General features: G+C 70.8%; 14 protein-coding genes and 1 pseudogene. 10 read left to right on the plus strand and 5 right to left on the minus strand.

The window, feature by feature from the left end:
* Positions 1-648: MFS transporter (locus tag IF78_RS0139895; RefSeq protein ID WP_158751647.1), on the plus strand; the 648-nt coding region annotated here is incomplete at its 5' end.
* A 158-nt stretch (positions 649-806) separates the two neighbouring features.
* Here IF78_RS0139895 and glgX read toward each other — a convergent pair.
* A complete protein-coding gene (glgX, locus tag IF78_RS0139900) occupies positions 807-2990 on the minus strand; it encodes a glycogen debranching protein GlgX (RefSeq protein ID WP_031486870.1) in 2184 nt (727 codons plus the stop codon).
* 192 nt (positions 2991-3182) lie between these two features.
* On the opposite strand from glgX, the gene IF78_RS0139905 reads away from it, so the two are divergent.
* From IF78_RS0139905 to IF78_RS0139920, 4 genes are all read left to right on the plus strand, one after another.
* Entirely contained in the window at positions 3183-3995 is an 813-nt protein-coding gene (locus IF78_RS0139905; protein ID WP_031486869.1) for a hypothetical protein, read from the plus strand.
* Between the two features lie 56 nt (positions 3996-4051).
* Positions 4052-5380: a copper amine oxidase gene (locus tag IF78_RS0139910; protein WP_031486868.1), complete on the plus strand. Its 1329-nt coding sequence runs from the start codon at positions 4052-4054 to the stop codon at positions 5378-5380.
* Positions 5381-5483: 103 nt separating this feature from the next.
* Entirely contained in the window at positions 5484-6722 is a 1239-nt protein-coding gene (locus IF78_RS0139915; protein ID WP_031486867.1) for an SAV2148 family HEPN domain-containing protein, read from the plus strand.
* A 153-nt stretch (positions 6723-6875) separates the two neighbouring features.
* Positions 6876-7613, plus strand: a complete 738-nt coding sequence (locus tag IF78_RS0139920) for a 3'-5' exonuclease (protein WP_031486866.1) — start codon at positions 6876-6878, stop codon at positions 7611-7613.
* Positions 7614-7616: 3 nt separating this feature from the next.
* Here the strand turns inward: IF78_RS0139920 and IF78_RS0139925 are convergent, their stop codons facing one another.
* Both IF78_RS0139925 and IF78_RS0139930 read right to left on the minus strand, forming a co-directional pair.
* Positions 7617-8144 (minus strand): YbaK/EbsC family protein, encoded by a 528-nt coding sequence (locus IF78_RS0139925; RefSeq protein WP_031486865.1) that lies wholly within the window; start codon positions 8142-8144, stop codon positions 7617-7619.
* Positions 8141-9214 carry a DMT family transporter gene (locus IF78_RS0139930; RefSeq protein ID WP_051828587.1) on the minus strand — a complete coding sequence of 358 codons (1074 nt, stop codon included), beginning with the start codon at positions 9212-9214 and terminating at the stop codon, positions 8141-8143. Before IF78_RS0139930 ends, IF78_RS0139925 begins: the two co-directional genes overlap by 4 nt.
* 92 nt (positions 9215-9306) lie before the next feature.
* Between IF78_RS0139930 and IF78_RS0139935 the strand changes: the two genes are divergently transcribed.
* A complete protein-coding gene (locus tag IF78_RS0139935) occupies positions 9307-10230 on the plus strand; it encodes a LysR family transcriptional regulator (RefSeq protein ID WP_031486863.1) in 924 nt (307 codons plus the stop codon).
* A 50-nt stretch (positions 10231-10280) separates the two neighbouring features.
* Here the strand turns inward: IF78_RS0139935 and IF78_RS0139940 are convergent, their stop codons facing one another.
* A complete protein-coding gene (locus tag IF78_RS0139940) occupies positions 10281-11018 on the minus strand; it encodes a VOC family protein (protein WP_031486862.1) in 738 nt (245 codons plus the stop codon).
* A gap of 100 nt (positions 11019-11118) precedes the next feature.
* The gene (locus IF78_RS0139945; protein WP_031486861.1) at positions 11119-11982 is read right to left on the minus strand and encodes a phosphotransferase; all 864 of its coding nucleotides are present in this window, start codon (positions 11980-11982) and stop codon (positions 11119-11121) included.
* Positions 11983-12153: 171 nt separating this feature from the next.
* On the opposite strand from IF78_RS0139945, the gene IF78_RS0139950 reads away from it, so the two are divergent.
* The 4 genes and pseudogenes from IF78_RS0139950 to IF78_RS44445 form a co-directional block, all read left to right on the plus strand.
* Positions 12154-13089 (plus strand): carbohydrate ABC transporter permease, encoded by a 936-nt coding sequence (locus IF78_RS0139950; protein WP_031486860.1) that lies wholly within the window; start codon positions 12154-12156, stop codon positions 13087-13089.
* 14 nt (positions 13090-13103) lie between these two features.
* Positions 13104-13937 (plus strand): carbohydrate ABC transporter permease, encoded by an 834-nt coding sequence (locus IF78_RS0139955; RefSeq protein WP_031486859.1) that lies wholly within the window; start codon positions 13104-13106, stop codon positions 13935-13937.
* Positions 13937-15223, plus strand: coding sequence for an ABC transporter substrate-binding protein (locus tag IF78_RS0139960; protein ID WP_031486858.1), 1287 nt, complete (start codon positions 13937-13939; stop codon positions 15221-15223). The genes IF78_RS0139955 and IF78_RS0139960 overlap by 1 nt, the downstream gene beginning before the upstream one ends.
* Positions 15219-15790 (plus strand): annotated as a pseudogene (locus IF78_RS44445) (rRNA adenine N-6-methyltransferase family protein); the annotation flags it as partial. The gene IF78_RS0139960 and the pseudogene IF78_RS44445, both read left to right, overlap by 5 nt.
* Between the last annotated feature and the right edge of the window lie 24 nt (positions 15791-15814).

The following is a 15814-nucleotide window of genomic DNA, read 5'->3' on the forward strand; positions in this document are numbered from 1 at the left end:
CCCCCCCCCCCCACCCCCATCCCCCGCTCCATCCACGCCCTCCGCGCCGCCCTCGCCCTCCAAGGCGCCATGTTCGGCGCCTGCCAGGCCGGCATCACAGCCCTCACTCAACGGCTGGGCCAACCGGATCAGGCCGGCCTCGTGTACGCCGCCATGGGAGTGATGAGCGCTGTCGCAGGGCTCGCCATGGCCGCCGTACCGGCTCGGATCGCACTCGGCACCCGCTGGCGGACAGCCACCACGGCCGCGTTCGGGCTGTCGCTGCCTCTGCTGTGGACCGGCAGCCTCCCCGCGCTCTACGTCACCGTCACCGTCCTCGGAGTCGCCTACGCCCCGCATCTGATCACGGTGTTCGGGCTGACCGAGCGCGTGGTTCCGCCGGCGCGGCTCGCCGAGGCGATGGCGTTCGCGACGAGTGCGCTCGTCGGCGGGCAGGCACTCGCGGTCGCCGTCACCGGCCGCTTGGCCGAGTCGTACGGCCCCGCGGCGGCGTTCGCGGCGGGCAGCCTGGCCGCCGCACTCGCCTGCGCGGTCGCGCTGACGGCGCGCCCGGCGTCGTACACCGGACGCGCCGCCGAAAACGACGTCCACGCGCGCGTGCCCGGCGGTGACGAGACCGGACACGCACGCGCCGACACTCGCCCCTAGGCCCTGTCGTCAAATTCCCGCCTGCCCGGCGACGCCTGGCACGCACTCCCCCAGAGGGGGGACCCCCATCGAGGGCGGCTCCGGCGCCTTGCGATCGCACACACCAGACGCCGCCGGGCCCGCCCTTCGGGCGGACGACGGGGATTTGACGACAGGACCTAGACCGGCCGCTGCAGCACCGTCAGGCTCCGGTCCACCAAGGTCAACCGGTCCCCGGCCTGCACCTTCGGTCCCGTCCCGGGCGGCACCCCGTCGGTGCGGGCGGTGTCGACGACCACCTGCCACTGGCGGCCGTGGTTGACCGGCACGACGAAGTCGAGGGTCTTGGGGGAGGCGTTGAACATCAGCAGGAAGGAGTCGTCGGTGATGCGCTCCCCGCGCGAGCCCGGCTCCGAGATCGCGTTGCCGTTGAGGAACACCGTGAGCGCCGAGGCCTGCGTCCGGTTCCAGTCCCGCTGGGTCATCTCGACCCCCTGCGGAGTGAACCACGCGATGTCCGACAGGTCGTCGTGGGTTCCCTCGACGGGCCGCCCGTGGAAGAAGCGCCGCCTGCGGAAGACCGGATGGTCCCGCCGAAGCCACACCATCGCGCGCGTGAAGGCGAGCAGCTCGCGCGACAGACGGGCCGCGGCCCCGCCGCCCGAGCCGTCCGCCGAGTCGTCCGCACCCGAGCCGGCCGCCCCGTCCGCCCCGTCCTCCGGCCAGGCGACCCATGCCAGCTCGCTGTCCTGGCAGTACGCGTTGTTGTTGCCGCGCTGCGTGCGCGCGAACTCGTCGCCGTGGCTGATCATCGGCACGCCCTGGGACAGCATGAGCGTCGCGATGAAGTTGCGCATCTGGCGGGCGCGCAGCTCCAGGACGGCCGGGTCGTCGGTCTCGCCCTCCGCCCCGCAGTTCCAGGACCGGTTGTGGCTCTCGCCGTCCCGGTTGTCCTCGCCGTTGGCGTGGTTGTGCTTGTCGTTGTACGAGACGAGGTCGTGCAGGGTGAACCCGTCGTGGCAGGTCACGAAGTTGATGGAGGCCAGCGGGCGCCGCCCGTCGTCCTGGTACAGGTCGGACGAGCCCGTCAGCCGGGACGCGAACTCCGCCAGCGTGCGCGGCTCGCCGCGCCACAGGTCCCGTACGGTGTCGCGGTACTTGCCGTTCCACTCGGTCCACAGCGGCGGGAAGTTGCCCACCTGGTAGCCGCCCTCGCCCACGTCCCACGGTTCGGCGATCAGCTTCACCTGGGAGACCACCGGGTCCTGCTGCACCAGGTCGAAGAACGACGACAGCCGGTCCACCTCGTGGAACTGCCTCGCCAGGGTGGCCGCGAGGTCGAAGCGGAAGCCGTCGACGTGCATCTCGGTGACCCAGTAGCGCAGCGAGTCCATGATCAGCTGCAGGACGTGCGGGGACCGCATGAGCAGGGAGTTCCCGGTGCCCGTGGTGTCCATGTAGTAGCGCGGGTCGTCCGTGAGGCGGTAGTAGCGCTGGTTGTCCAGGCCCCGGAAGGACAGCGTGGGGCCCAGGTGGTTGCCTTCGGCGGTGTGGTTGTAGACCACGTCGAGGATCACCTCGATACCGGCCTCGTGCAGGGCACGCACCGCCGACTTGAACTCCAGGACCTGCTGACCGCGGTCGCCCCAGGAGGCGTACGCGTTGTGCGGGGCGAAGAAGCCGATGGTGTTGTAGCCCCAGTAGTTGTTCAGGCCCATGTCCACCAGGCGGTGGTCGTTCACGAACTGGTGGACCGGCATCAGCTCCAGCGCCGTCACGCCCAGCTCGGTGAGGTGCTCGATGACCGCCGGGTGGGCGAGGGCGGCGTAGGTGCCGCGCAGCTCCTCGGGCAGCCCAGGGTGCCGCATCGTGAGGCCCTTCACATGGGCCTCGTAGATGACCGTGTGGTGGTACTCGGTGCGCGGTCGGCGGTCGTCGCCCCAGTCGAAGTACGGGTTGACCACGACCGACGACATCATGTGCGGCGCCGAGTCCAGGTCGTTTCGTTTGTCGGGTTTGTCGAAGTGGTAGCCGTACACCTCCTCGCCCCAGCGGATCGCGCCGCTGACGGCCTTGGCGTACGGGTCGAGCAACAGCTTCGCGGAGTTGCAGCGCAGGCCGCGTTCGGGGGCGTAGGGGCCGTGCACCCGGAAGCCGTACCGCTGTCCCGGCATGACGCCCGGCACGTACGCGTGCCGCACGAAGGCGTCGCTCTCCCGCAGTTCCACCGCCGTCTCCGAGCCGTCGTCGTGCAGCAGACACAGCTCTACTCGGTCCGCGGCCTCCGTGAAGACCGCGAAGTTGGTGCCGGCGCCGTCGTAAGTGGCACCGAGTGGATATGCCTCTCCAGGCCAGACCTGCATGGACACGACTCTTTCAGCTCGGGCCCGCCGTCGTGGGCGCCTTGCCGTCGAGTCTCCCCGAAAGTGATGGAACCACCTATGACTTACGTCCCTCTTACCGGTCGACCAGTGCAGACGCGGGTACAGCCATCAAGGGCGTACCAGTGGGGCCGACACGTACTCCCGGGGACGAAGGGGGAGTAGGGGGAAGATGTGCGCAAGATAGTGCACCGCCATCTGGGCAAGGTGGTGGCGGGTGCGGCCATCGCGGTGGCCGGAACGGCCGTCATGGTCGGGATCACCCTGCCGGGGACGGCCGGGGCCGACACGACCGGAGGGGCCGACGGCAGCGGCCAGTCCGCCCAGCAGGCGGCTCAGGGACAGGGTGGCGCCGCCGCCGTGCAGCCCGGCGTCGTCGAGGAGGCGCCCGCCGAGGGCGACCGAGGCAAGGGCAACGACCCGCTGACCGACGACGAGATCGCGCGGGTGGAGAAGCTCGCGGTGAACCGGCAGCTGTTCGACGGGAGCGAGAACGTCAGGGGCGCGCGCGGCCCGCAGCGGATCGACACCCAGCTCGCCGAGCCCGAGGCAGACGAGGTCGACGACCCGAACGCGCCTCGGCGCGCCGACGTGACCTTCTACGACTACCGGGACGACACCCTCGTCACCCGGACCATCAACCTCGACACGGGCAAGGTCGAGCACACCGCCACGCAGCGCGGTGTCCAGCCGCCGCTGAGCCGCTCCGAGGAGGCCGAGGCCGCCAAGCTGCTGATCGCCGATCCGCTGGGCGCGGGTCTGAAGGCGGACTACAAGGACGCCACCGGCAAGGAGCTCACCTCCCCGGACCAGCTGCAGCTGAACAGCATGGTGTACACGGCCAACCCGGGCGGATCGGCGTCGGTCGCGAAGTGCGGCGAGCACCGCTGCACCCGGCTGTTCCCGAAGATCAAGAACGGGGCGTGGGTCGACCTCAGGGACTTCGTGATCGACCTGAGCGCCCGCAAGGTGATCCGTCTCGGCTGAGCCGACCTCAGTTCACTTTTCCAACTCTGCACCTCCTGTAAGGGAGTCACCTCTTCATGCGCGTCAACAGAATCAGCCGTGCCCGCAGGCGGGCGGCTCTCGGTCTGTCCCTGGCCGCGCTGGCCGCCGGCGCGACGACCGGAGCGGGACCGGCAGCCGCCCAGCCCAAGGCGGCTGCCGCCCCGACCCCCAACTGCAGCGCGGCGTACCGCATCGAGCAGAAACTCTCCACCGGGACCACCTGGCGGATGTGCTGGCGCTTCAACGGCACGTCCGGGGTCATTCTGGAGGACATCTCCTACCAGCCGCCGGGCGAGGCCAAGCCGATCAAGGTCCTCAACAGCGCCAAGCTCGCCCAGATCCATGTGCCGTACGACGACGGCAACTCCGAGTTCAACGACCTGACGACGTACAACTTCGGCAACGGCCTGCTGAACATGAAGCCCGCCGAATGCCCGGGCGGCACCATCAAGACCGTCAAGGTCCGCGAGCCCGCCTACTCCGAGTCGTCGGACGTCAAGGGTCTGTGCGCCACGACGCGTTCCCGCGGCCACGCGTACCACCTGCAGACCGAGCCGCCGAACGGCGGGATCGGCAAGACGTACCAGGCCCAGGGCAAGGACCTGCTGCTCTACACCATCAACAAGGTGAGCTGGTACGAGTACATCACCGAGTGGCGCTTCCAGGACGACGGCACCCTCACCATGAACGTCGGCGCGACCGGCAGCCTCGCCCCCGACGACTACGACGGCGGTGACGGCCGCGGCTGGCCCATCGGCAAGGGCGCCAAGGACTACGCCGACAGCCACAGCCACAACGTCTTCTGGCGGCTCGACTTCGGTCTCGACGGCTCCTCCAAGACCCGGATCGAGCAGTACGACTCGAAGGTCAGCCCGGCGGCGGGCGACCAGGGGCCGACCAACAAGACGACGCTCACGAAGGTCACCAAGGAACTCGCCGGCGACGCCAAGAACATGCGCTGGTGGCGGGTGGTCAGCGGTACCGGCAAGAACAAGGACGGGCACGCGCGCTCGTACGAACTCGTCCCGGGTGTCACCACGAAGTTCCCGGGCCGTCCCTTCACCTCGCACGACGTGTACTTCACGGAGTACAACAAGTGCGAGCAGTACGCCAGCGAGAACCTGCCCCCCTGCGGTGCCGGACACCCCAGGTCCGTCGACAAGTGGGTCAACGGACAGTCCCTCACTCACCCCGTGGTCTGGATGAACGTGGGCTTCCACCACATCGTGCGGGACGAGGACCAGCAGCCGATGCCGGTCCACTGGCAGGGCTTCTCCATCGCCCCGCGGGACGTGACCGCTATGAATCCGCTCACTCCGGCGGACCTCAAGGGCATCAATGGCCATGTCGGCCGCGATAGTTGAGAAACGACCCTGTCCATCCGGCTGCACCGCCGACCGCTCCCGGAGTACCCTTCCTTGATCGTTGGGACGGGGAGTGCTCGGGGGAGCGGAAGGCGGTGCGCGGGTGGGCTCGGGAGGGCTGGAGTTGCCCCCTGGTGACGAGGGTCACGAGGGGAACTCCACAGACGTCCCACCCGGCACGGTGTCCCTGGCCAGGCCGATGGAGACCAGTTCCATCGGCCCGGAGCTGGACTGGGACACCGACGCCTGGCGCGAGGTGCGTACGCGCGCCCAGCGGGCCGGCCGGGCCTATATCTGGCTGAACCTCGTCGAACAGCGGTTGCGCGCCGTCGTGGCCGCTGTTCTGCGTCCCATCTACGAACCCGTCCACGGCGACGACTGGGTCGTGGCGGCGGCCGGACCGGCCGGTCAGGAGTGGGTGCAGCGCGCGGTCGCCGTCCGCGAGGTCAGCCGCCGCAAGGGCTACCTGCTCGACCCGGCCGACGACAACGTGCTCAGCTTCCTCACCCTGCCCCAGCTGCGCGAGCTGATGGTGCAGCACTGGCCGTGCTTCGAGCCGTACGTCGACGACCGACGGGACGTCGAACTCGCTCTGGACGAGCTCGAGGTGACCCGGAACGTCGTCTCGCGCAACCGGGCCCTGTCCGAGGCGGTCCTGAACCAGGCCGAACGGGCCTCGGCGCGGCTGCTGGAGATCCTCGGCACGGGCGGGGACGTTCCGTCGGCGCGCCGGCTGCCCATCGACGCCGTCGAGGACCTGGTCGGCGACCGCTACGCCGACGTGGTCGCCGTGCACCCCGACCGGGTACGGCTGCTGCGCCAGTTCCCGGCCGAGGACATCTTCGGCGGCGCGCGCCGGCTCGACGTCATCGGCATCGGCCTCAACCTGCTCGTGCAGAACTTCTCCGGGCGGCGCCTGGTGCGGCTAGCCGAGTCCGGCTGCCGGGCGCGGCTGCTGTTCCTGAACCCGGCCTCCAGCGCGGTCAAGCGGCGCGAGCGCGAACTCGGCATCAAGCGGGGCGAACTGAGCCGCGCGGTCGAGATGAACATCCTGCACATGCGCCGGGTGCGGTCCCGGCTGCGCGACCCGGGCGCCTTCGAGATCCAGGTCTTCGACGAGACGCCCCGCTTCACGGCCTATCTCGTGGACGGCGACGGCTCGGACGGCATCGCTGTCGTGCAGACCTATCTGCGCCGGACGCGAGGGCTGGAGGCGCCGGTCCTGGTGCTGCGCAACGGCAGCCGGGTGGTCAAGTCGGGCGAGATCGACGAAGGCGGGCTTTTCCCCACGTACCGCGAGGAGTTCGAACTCATGTGGGCGGATTCACGACCGGTGTCTTGACCTGTCCTGACCTATCCAGACCTGTCCGGAATTGGCCCGCGCCTGCCCGCAACCGTCCGGCCGCAGAAGCGGAATGCGGTCCTCTGATTGTCAGTGGCGCATGGGAGGGTGGAGACCACTGGGGGAAAGCACCACCAAGAAGGGGGACCACCCATGGGCTGGCACCGGGAGCTGCTGATCGGCTTCGACCTGGAGACGACGGGAACCGATCCGCGCGAGGCGCGTATCGTCACGGGGGCCGTGATCGAGGTCCGGGACGGGCAGCCCATAGGGCACAAGGAGTGGCTGGCGGATCCGGGCGTCGAGATCCCGGCGGACGCGGTCGCGGTCCACGGGATCAGCAACGAACGCGCGGCCACCGAGGGTCGCCCGGCCGACCAGGTGGCGGACGCCATCGCGGACGTCCTCGTGACGTACTGGAAGACGGGTGTGCCGGTCGTCGCCTACAACGCCGCGTTCGACCTCAGCCTGCTCTCCGCCGAACTGCGGCGGTACGGACTGCCGTCCCTGCGCGACCGCCTGGGCGGCCTGGATCCGGCCCCGGTCATCGACCCGTACACCATCGACCGCTGGGCCGACCGCTACCGACGCGGCAAGCGCAACCTCGAAGCGGTCTGCCGGGAGTACGGCATCGCCCTCGACTCCGCGCACGACGCCTCCGCCGACGCCCTCGCCGCGGCCCGCCTGGCCTGCGCGATAGCCGTCCGCCACCCCAAGATCGCGGCCCTCGGCCCGGCGGAGCTGCACCGCCGCCAGATCGAGTGGTACGCCGAGTGGGCGGCGGACTTCCAGAACTTCCTGCGCCGCAAGGGCGACGCGACGGCGGTGGTCGACGCGACGTGGCCGCTCAGGGAGCCGGCGGGGGAGCGGGTGGCGGGGGACGCGGTCTGAGGGTTATGCCGCCGTGGGCGCCGGTGCCGCGATGCGCTCGATACGCGGCTTGGCCAACCGCTCGTAGTCTGCGCCCGAGATGAGGAGCGAGCGATCCAGCCGGGCCGCGTTGAAGTACAGCTTCGGCTGGGCCACGACGTCCGGGTCGGCGACCAGTTCCAGGTCCGGGTCGAAGCTGAACGGCAGGACCGTGCCGGGGACGGCGCGGGCCAGTCGCTCGGCGGTGGCCGCGTCACTGAAGCCGACGTAGCGCGCGGCGAACAGCGTCCGTACGGCGTCCAGATCCACCCGTCGGTCCCCGGGGACGACCGCGAGGACGTGACGTGTCGTGCGCCGGTCCACCTTCACCCGCAGCACGATGCACTTCGCGGCCTCGGAGGACGGGTGCCCGCGCAGCGCGCAGACGGCCTCGGTGCTGCCCTCGGGCTCGTGGTCGATGAGGCGGTAGTCGACGCAGGAGGCGTCGAGCAGGGAGATCAGATGGCTGTACGTGTCGTGGTGCAGGTGGTGGTCGAGGGTGCGGTCGGTCATGCGGAGTCCTTGGCGAGGCGGTGAGCCGTGGCGGCGGGCGCAGAATCGGTTGCGGCGCCGGGCGAGGTCTCGGGCGTGCCGGGCGGGGTGCCGGCCGTGGTGAGGGGCGGGGTGCCGGCCGTCATGCGGGATGAGGCGGCGGTCGCGGGGCGGCGCGAGTGACCGGTGGTGGGGAGCCGAGGTTCCGGTGCGCTCCGGTGCGCCCTTTCCACCGCCTGCCCCCAGTACGTGCCGGTGACCATCAGGGCCGCGCCGAGGCCGGTGAGCAGAGTGAGGTGCTCCCCGCCGAGGGCGATGCCGACCGCGACGGCCCAGACCGGCTCGGTGCCCAGGAGCAGGCTGGCCCGGCTGGCCGAGGTGCGCTGTACGGCCCAGGTCTGGGCGAGGAAGGCGAACACACTGCAGAACAGGGCGAGATAGGCGAGCTGGGCCCAGGTCGCAGGGTCCGCGTGGACCAGCGTCGGCAGGTCCAGGGCGGCGGCGGGCAGGAACAGCACCGTGCCGACGAGGGTCTGCACGGTCGTCAGCTGGAGCGGGCGGATCGCACGCCCCACGGTGAATCGGCCGACCAGCACGACATGCGCGGCCCGGATCAGCGCGGCGACGAGCATCAGCAGGTCGCCGAGGCGCGGCGAGTGGAAGCCGTTGCCCGACATCAGCAGGCCCACGGCCAGAACGCACAGGCCGGTCGCGGCGAAGAAGGGGCCGGGCAGCGCGCGGCTGTTGTCGCCGCGGTCTAGGAGCGGGGTGAGGACGATGGTGAGGCTGATGATGAGTCCGGCGTTGGCGGCGCTGGTGTGGGCGACGCCGTACGTCTCCACCACCAGGACCGCCGCCTGGGTCACCCCCAAGGGCACACCGGCCCGCAGCTCGTCACGGGTCCAGCGGGGTGACCCGCGCCGCCCTGAGGCGACGACACCGAGACAGGTGACGGCCGACAGGGCGTAGCGGGCGAACAGCACGAGCAGGACGGGGAGCGCGGCGGTGGCCGTCTGGGCGGACAGATAGCTGGATCCCCAGACGATTGCGACAAGGAGGAGTACCGCATCGGTACGGCGTACGTCGGACACGCCCCTACCGTGCACCGGAGGAGACCCTGAAGCCCAGTACCACCTTCTAAAACGATCATTTAGCGGCACTACATCGTCCCTAGACTGGGGCCATGGACGAACGGCAGCTGCGGATCCTGCGGGAGCTCGGCGAACTGGGCAGTGTCACGGCGGTCGCCGAGGCGCTGCTGGTGACGCCGTCGGCGATCTCCCAGCAGCTACGGCTGCTGCAGCGCGCGATCCCGGTGCCGCTCACCGAGCGGCAGGGGCGCCGCCTGGTGCTCACCGACGCCGGACAGGCGCTGGCGGGCGCGGCCGTCGAGGTGGAGACGGCGCTCGCACGGGCACGGCATGCGGTCGAGGAGTTCGTCGGGCAGCCGGAGGGCGAGGTGTCGGTGGCCGCGTTCCACAGCGCGGGCGCGGCGCTCTTCCCGCCGCTGCTCCGAGCGCTCGCCGGCCCGGGCGGGCCGGTGCCGAGGCTGGCCGACGAGGACGTACCCCAGGAGGACTTCCCCCGGCTCACCCGGGAGTACGACATCGTCGTCGCCCACCGCCTGGACCACGCCCCGCCGTGGCCGAACACGGTGGGCACGACGACGCTGCTGCGTGAGCCGCTGGACGTAGCCATGCCCGCCGACCACCCCCTCGCCGGCAAGCGCCGCGTCACCCCCCGCGACGTGGCCGACGAGCCGTGGATCACCGTGCACGACGGCTTCCCGGTCCTGGCGGTCATCGAGGCCATCGCGGCAGCGGCGGGCCGGCGCCTCCATCTGGCCCACCGCATCAACGAGTTCGCGGTGGTGGCGGAGGCCGTGGCGGCCGGCGGCGGGATCGCCCTGATGCCACGGTGGACGATGCGCCCGCATCCGGCACTGGTCCTCAGACCCCTCAGCGGCGTCCAGGCGAGACGCCACATCGACGCCCTCTACCGCCCCGAACGCACGGCACGCACAGCGGTCCGCACGGTCCTGACGGAGCTACGCCGAGCCGCGCGCAGCATCCAGAACCGGGGAAGTGACGGTGAGGCGACGCCCTGAGACGCGGTCTTCGCCGCTGACCCGAAACCGGCCGGGGCCGCTGTGCAAGGTCAGCGAGGAGTGAGGAGGCAGAACTCGTTGCCTTCCGGGTCGGCCAGAACCGTCCAGGCGATCGCGGACTGGTCGATACCAGGGTCGGTGGCGCCCAGGGCGCGCAGTCGGGCTGCCTCTGCTTCCAGGTCGTCACCGGGGTAGGGGCTGACGTCGAGGTGGACGCGGTTCCACACACTCTTGGTGTCGGGGGTGCGGAGGAACTCCAGGTAGGGTCCGACGCCTTTGGCGGAGCGCATGGTCGCGTGGTCGTCGGTGACCTCGTGCAGCGTCCAGTCCATCGCCTGGCCCCAGAACCGGGCCATCCCTCGCGGGTCGGTGCAGTCGACCACCACGGCGGCGATCGGCCCGGTGTCCTGGTAGATCGGGCGGGGCTCCAGGACGCAGAACTCGTTGCCCTCCGGATCGGCCATGACCGTCCAGGGGACGTCGCCCTGACCCACGTCGGCGAGCGTCGCGCCGAGATCCTTCAAGCGCGCGACCAACTCCGCCTGATGGGCGGTCGAGGTGGTGGCCAGATCAACGTGCACCCGGTTCTTCACCGTTTTGGGTTCCGGGCGGGCGATGATGTCGATGCAGACGGCCGCGGGATCGGGGTAGGCGAAACCCACGGGTTCGAGGTTGGTAACGCCGGGTCCCTCGCTGTCGACACCCCACCCGAGTGCCTCCGCCCAGAACCGGCCGAGCACGGAGTCGTCCTGAGCCTTCATATTGATCTGCACGAGTCTTGTTGCCATGCCGCAGATCCTAGAAGCGGCAGCCGACCCAGGCCGCCGCGATCAGACATGTGCTCGCCCCGGTGCTGACCATGGTTGCCCTCCCCCGGACCGTAAGCGCTCAAAACGAATGCCACCGCACCGTCTCGTCCCCCTCCCGCAACGACCCCACCCTCCGCTCGAACTCGAGCAACGCCTTCGGATTACTCGGCGCATGCTGAGCCACCCACGCACAACTCGCCGTCTCCCGCGCCCCGCGCAGCACCGAACACCCCTCCCACTCCCGCACATCCCAGCCATACGCCTCGACAAACGAGTCGTAAGCCGCCGCGGGCAACCCGTACCGATCCCGGGAGAGCGCCATCACGACCAGGTCATGCTCACGCAGGTCGGCCGAGAAGGTCTCCAGGTCGACCAGGACGGGACCACCGGGGCCGACGTGGACGTTCCTGGGGAGTGCGTCCCCGTGGATGGGGCCCGGCGTCCGATGGGGCGTCAGCCCCGTCACGGCCGCCGCGAACCCGTCCCTGCGCTCCCGCAGATACGCCGCGTCCGCCGCGTCGATCGCATCCCCGGCCAGCCGCAGCCACCGCTCCACACCGCCCAGCAACTCCCGCGGAGGCAGCGGGAAAGGGGGCGCCGGCAGCGCGTGGACCACCCGTAGCAGTTCGGCCAAATCCCGCGGCTCGGCGGGCCGTACCGGCTCGGGCAGCCGATGCCACACGGTGACCGGATGCCCCTCGACGAGCAACGCCTCGGCGGCAGCCGCCCGCACCGCCGGCACACCCGCCTCGGCCAGCCACACCGCGATGTCCAGTTCCCGTCGCGCCCGGTCGAGGAGTTCCGCGTCGCGGCCCACCTTGACGACCAGGTCACCGGCGGCGAACACCGCGTTCTCACCGAGGGCGAGGAGTCGGGCGTCCCGTGCCGGGGCAGGGAGTACGTCCGCCGCGGCCAGTACGTCCCGCGCCCTTGCCTCGTCCATCGCCCGCCTCCGTGTGGTCGTCAGCCTGTCGTGAACGGCGTCGGGTTCCCGCCATCCGTCGGCCAGTCTCGCATTTCCACAGGTCGGACCGCGTGCGCGCGACCTTGACGGGGTACGGCGCCTTCACGACCATGACGGGGCCCGTCCGAGCCGCGCGAAGGGGCTGATTCCGTGACATCGGTGGCCGAGGCCGAGAGGCCGGTGAGACGCGTGCCGGGCGGCACGAGGCGGCGGCGTGTCACGGATCACGGCGCCTGGTTCCTCGTACTGCCCGCGCTGATCCCCATCCTGATCCTCAGCGTCGGTCCGCTGCTCTACGGCATCCTGCTGGCCTTCACCGACGCACAGTCCGGCCGGACCCAGCCCACCCAGTGGATCGGCGGTCTCAATTTCCGGGATCTGCTGCAGGACACGCTGTTCTGGGAGTCGTTCCGGATCGGCCTGGTCTGGGCCGTCGGAGTCACCGTGCCGCAGTTCCTGCTCGCGCTGGGCCTGGCCCTGCTCCTCAACCAGGACCTGCGCCTGCGCTGGCTGGCCCGCGCCCTCGCGATCGTGCCGTGGGCCATGCCCGAGGTCGTCGTCGGCGTCATGTGGCGGCTGGTCTACAACCCCGACGCGGGGATCCTCAACGAGACGCTCCGCGATCTCGGCCTCGGCGACGGCCGTGACTGGCTCAGCGGGCTCGGCACCGCGCTGCCCGCCGTCATCGTCGTGGGCATCTGGGCGGGCATGCCGACCACGACGGTCGCCCTGCTCGCCGGCCTGCAGAACACCCCGCGCGAACTGCACGAGGCGGCGGCCGTGGACGGCGCCGGCGCCTGGCGCCGCTTCCGCACGGTCACCTGGCCCGCCCTGCGACCCGTCGCTCTCTCCATCACGGCACTCAACCTGATCTGGAACTTCAACTCCTTCGCCCTGGTCTACGTGCTCACCAGCGGCGGCCCCGGCGGCCGCACCCGGCTGCCCATGCTCTTCGCCTACGAAGAGGCCTTCCGCTACGGCCAGTTCGGCTACGCGGCGGCCATGGGATGCGTGATGGTCGCGGCGATCTCGATACTGCTCGCCGTCTTCCTCGTCGGACGGCTCAAGGGAGGTGACGACACATGAGCGCCGGCCGAGTCATGAGGAGCAGCCGAACCGGCCGCGCCGGCCAGTACCTCGCCCTGCTCGCCTACCTGCTCTTCCTCGCCTTCCCGTTCCTCTGGCTGATCTCCACCGCCTTCAAGCCGCCCCGCGAGCTGGGCAGCCTGCACCCCACCTGGATCCCGAAGGACCCCACCCTCGCCAACTTCCGCCAGGCCTTCGACGAACAGCCCCTGCTGGACGCCGCGCTCAACTCCCTGATCGCCGCGCTCGGCGCCGCCCTGGTCGCCGTACTCCTCGCCACCCCGATGGCGTACGCCATGGCCCGCCACCGCACCCGGCTCGCGCGCGCGGCGACCGGCTGGGTGGTCGTCAGCCAGGCGTTCCCCCTGGTGCTGGTGATCATCCCGCTGTTCCTGGTGCTGAAGAACCTGCGGCTGATCAACTCGATGCCGGGGCTGATCATGGTGTACGTCGTGTGGGCGCTGCCGTTCGCGCTGTGGATGCTCGTCGGATACGTCCGCGCCGTGCCGCGTGAGTTGGAGGAGGCGGCGGCCGTCGACGGCGCCGGGCGGCTGCGCACCCTCGTCTCGGTGACCGCGCCGCTGCTGGCACCCGGGATCGTGGCGACGGCGCTGTTCGCGTTCGTCACGGCGTGGAACGAGTTCTTCTTCGCGCTCGTGCTGTTGAAGACCCCGGAGAAACAGACCCTTCCGGTCGTCCTCACCCACTTCATCGGCGCGGAGGGCGTCGCGGACCTCGGTCCGCTGGCCGCCGCCGCGTTCCTCGCGACGCTGCCCTCGCTGGTGGTGTTCGCGGTCATCCAGCGGCGGATCACGGGCGGCATGCTCGCCGGGGCGGTGAAGAACTGATGCGTACGCGACTGCTGCCGACCCTCACCGCCGTCCTCGCTCTGCTGCTCGCCGGGTGCGGCGGCGACGACGGTGACACCGCGGGCGGCCGTATCACCCTGCGTTTCCAGTCCCTGGCCTGGCAGGAGGAGTCCGTCGAGGTCAACAAGGAGCTGGTGGAGGAATGGAACGCGACCCATCCGGACGTCAAGGTGGAGTATGTGCAAGGCAGTTGGGACAGCGTCCACGACCAGCTCCTCACCTCCTTCGAGGGCGGTGAGGCCCCGGACATCATCCACGACGCCTCGGACGACCTCGCCGACTTCGCGTACGGCGGCTACCTCGCCGACCTGACCGGCCTGTTGCCCGAGCGGCTCAAGTCCGACATCCCGCCGCGCAGTTGGGAGACGGTGACCTTCGGCGACGGAATCTACGGCGTGCCCTTCCTGCAGGAACCGCGGGTCCTCATCGCCAACGCGACCTGGCTGAAGGAGTCCGGCGTCCGCATCCCCACCCCCGAACAGCCCTGGAGCTGGGCCGAGTTCCGCGAGGTCACCGAGCAGCTGAGCGGCAACGGCAAGTACGGCGTCGCCTGGCCGCTCAAGGAGCCCGTCTCCGCCACCCTCAACCTGTCGCTGTCGGCCGGCGGACAGCTGTTCCACCGAGGCGCCGACGGCAAGGTGACCGTCCGCTTCGAGGCGGCCGACGAGGTCATGCCGCGCACCGTCCACGACCAGGTCGGCACCGACCGCAGCGCCTCGCCCACGACCCTCGGCAGCGGCGGCTCGGACACCCTGCCCGGGTTCTTCGGCGGCAGGTACGCGATGGTCCCGCTCGGCTTCTCGTACCGCCAGCAGATCGTGCAGCAGGCGCCGAAGGGCTTCGACTGGCAGGTGCTGCCCGCCCCGGCGGGCGCCGACGGCCTCACCCAGGGCGTCAGCCCGCAGACCCTGTCCATCGCCGAGGACAGCCCGCACAAACGGGAGGCGGCCGAGTTCATCGACTTCCTGCTCCGGCCCGCGAACATGGTGCGGCTCGCGCTGGGGGACTGGATGCTGCCGACCGGCACGGAGGCGCTCAAGGACCCGGCCCTGCGCACCACCGAGCACGACTGGGCCACCGGCACCGCGCTCGCCGGGCATCTGCGCTCGGCGCCCGCACAGTCCGTACGGGGCTATCCGGAATGGAAGGACAAGGTCGCCACGCCCGCCTTCCAGGAGTACTACAGCGGGGCCATCGACCTCGCCGAACTGCGCGCACGCCTCGAGGACGACGGGAACCTGGTGCTGGCGCGCTACCAGCGCTGACACCGCCGCCGGACAGCTGGCCCGGCTCGCCGTACCGCGCCGACGCGAGGCACCCCTGCTGCTCGAAGGCGGCGCCGGAAAAGGCGCGTTGACCGAACTGCTCGCCCCGCGCTGCCGGCGCCTTCTCGCGTACGAGTGGTGCCTGCGGGCACCCGCCCTCACCGACGCCACGCTCCTCACCCAGCTCGAGTACGCCCGCAAACGCACCGGCGACTACGGCAGCTGGACGTGGCTGACGGTGCTGACCTGGCCCCGCCACAAGTGGCGGCTCGTCGGCCGGGTCGGGCGGCACAGTTTCCGGCCCGTGCCGCGCGTGGACGCCGGGATCGTACGGATCGAGCGACGCAGGACCCGCTCCTCGACGCGGGCGCGTACGACAGCTGGCGGCGCCTGGTCGAGCTGGGCTTCTCCGGAGTCGGTGGCTCGCTGCACGCCTCGCTGCGCCGCGCCCATCCGAGTCGGCGGGTCGAGGCGGCGTTCCGCGTGGCGCGACTGGACGCGAGCGTGCTCGTCGGCGAGGTGCCGCCGGAGGCGTGGCTGAGGCTGCACGAGGTGCCGGCGCCGTGATGCCGAGTGCCGGAGCCGCGCAAT

This window comes from Streptomyces bicolor, assembly GCF_000719285.1.
Taxonomy (GTDB): Bacteria; Actinomycetota; Actinomycetes; order Streptomycetales; family Streptomycetaceae; genus Streptomyces; species Streptomyces bicolor.

Coding starts and splice junctions, on each gene's coding strand:
- glgX (WP_031486870.1), bottom strand. CDS start 2,990: ATGCAGGTCTGGCCTGGAGAGGCATATCCACTCGGTGCCACTTACGAC.
- IF78_RS0139960 (WP_031486858.1), top strand. CDS start 13,937: ATGCGTACGCGACTGCTGCCGACCCTCACCGCCGTCCTCGCTCTGCTG.
- IF78_RS0139935 (WP_031486863.1), top strand. CDS start 9,307: ATGGACGAACGGCAGCTGCGGATCCTGCGGGAGCTCGGCGAACTGGGC.
- IF78_RS0139925 (WP_031486865.1), bottom strand. CDS start 8,144: ATGACCGACCGCACCCTCGACCACCACCTGCACCACGACACGTACAGC.
- IF78_RS0139940 (WP_031486862.1), bottom strand. CDS start 11,018: ATGGCAACAAGACTCGTGCAGATCAATATGAAGGCTCAGGACGACTCC.
- IF78_RS0139945 (WP_031486861.1), bottom strand. CDS start 11,982: ATGGACGAGGCAAGGGCGCGGGACGTACTGGCCGCGGCGGACGTACTC.
- IF78_RS0139920 (WP_031486866.1), top strand. CDS start 6,876: ATGGGCTGGCACCGGGAGCTGCTGATCGGCTTCGACCTGGAGACGACG.
- IF78_RS0139910 (WP_031486868.1), top strand. CDS start 4,052: ATGCGCGTCAACAGAATCAGCCGTGCCCGCAGGCGGGCGGCTCTCGGT.
- IF78_RS0139955 (WP_031486859.1), top strand. CDS start 13,104: ATGAGGAGCAGCCGAACCGGCCGCGCCGGCCAGTACCTCGCCCTGCTC.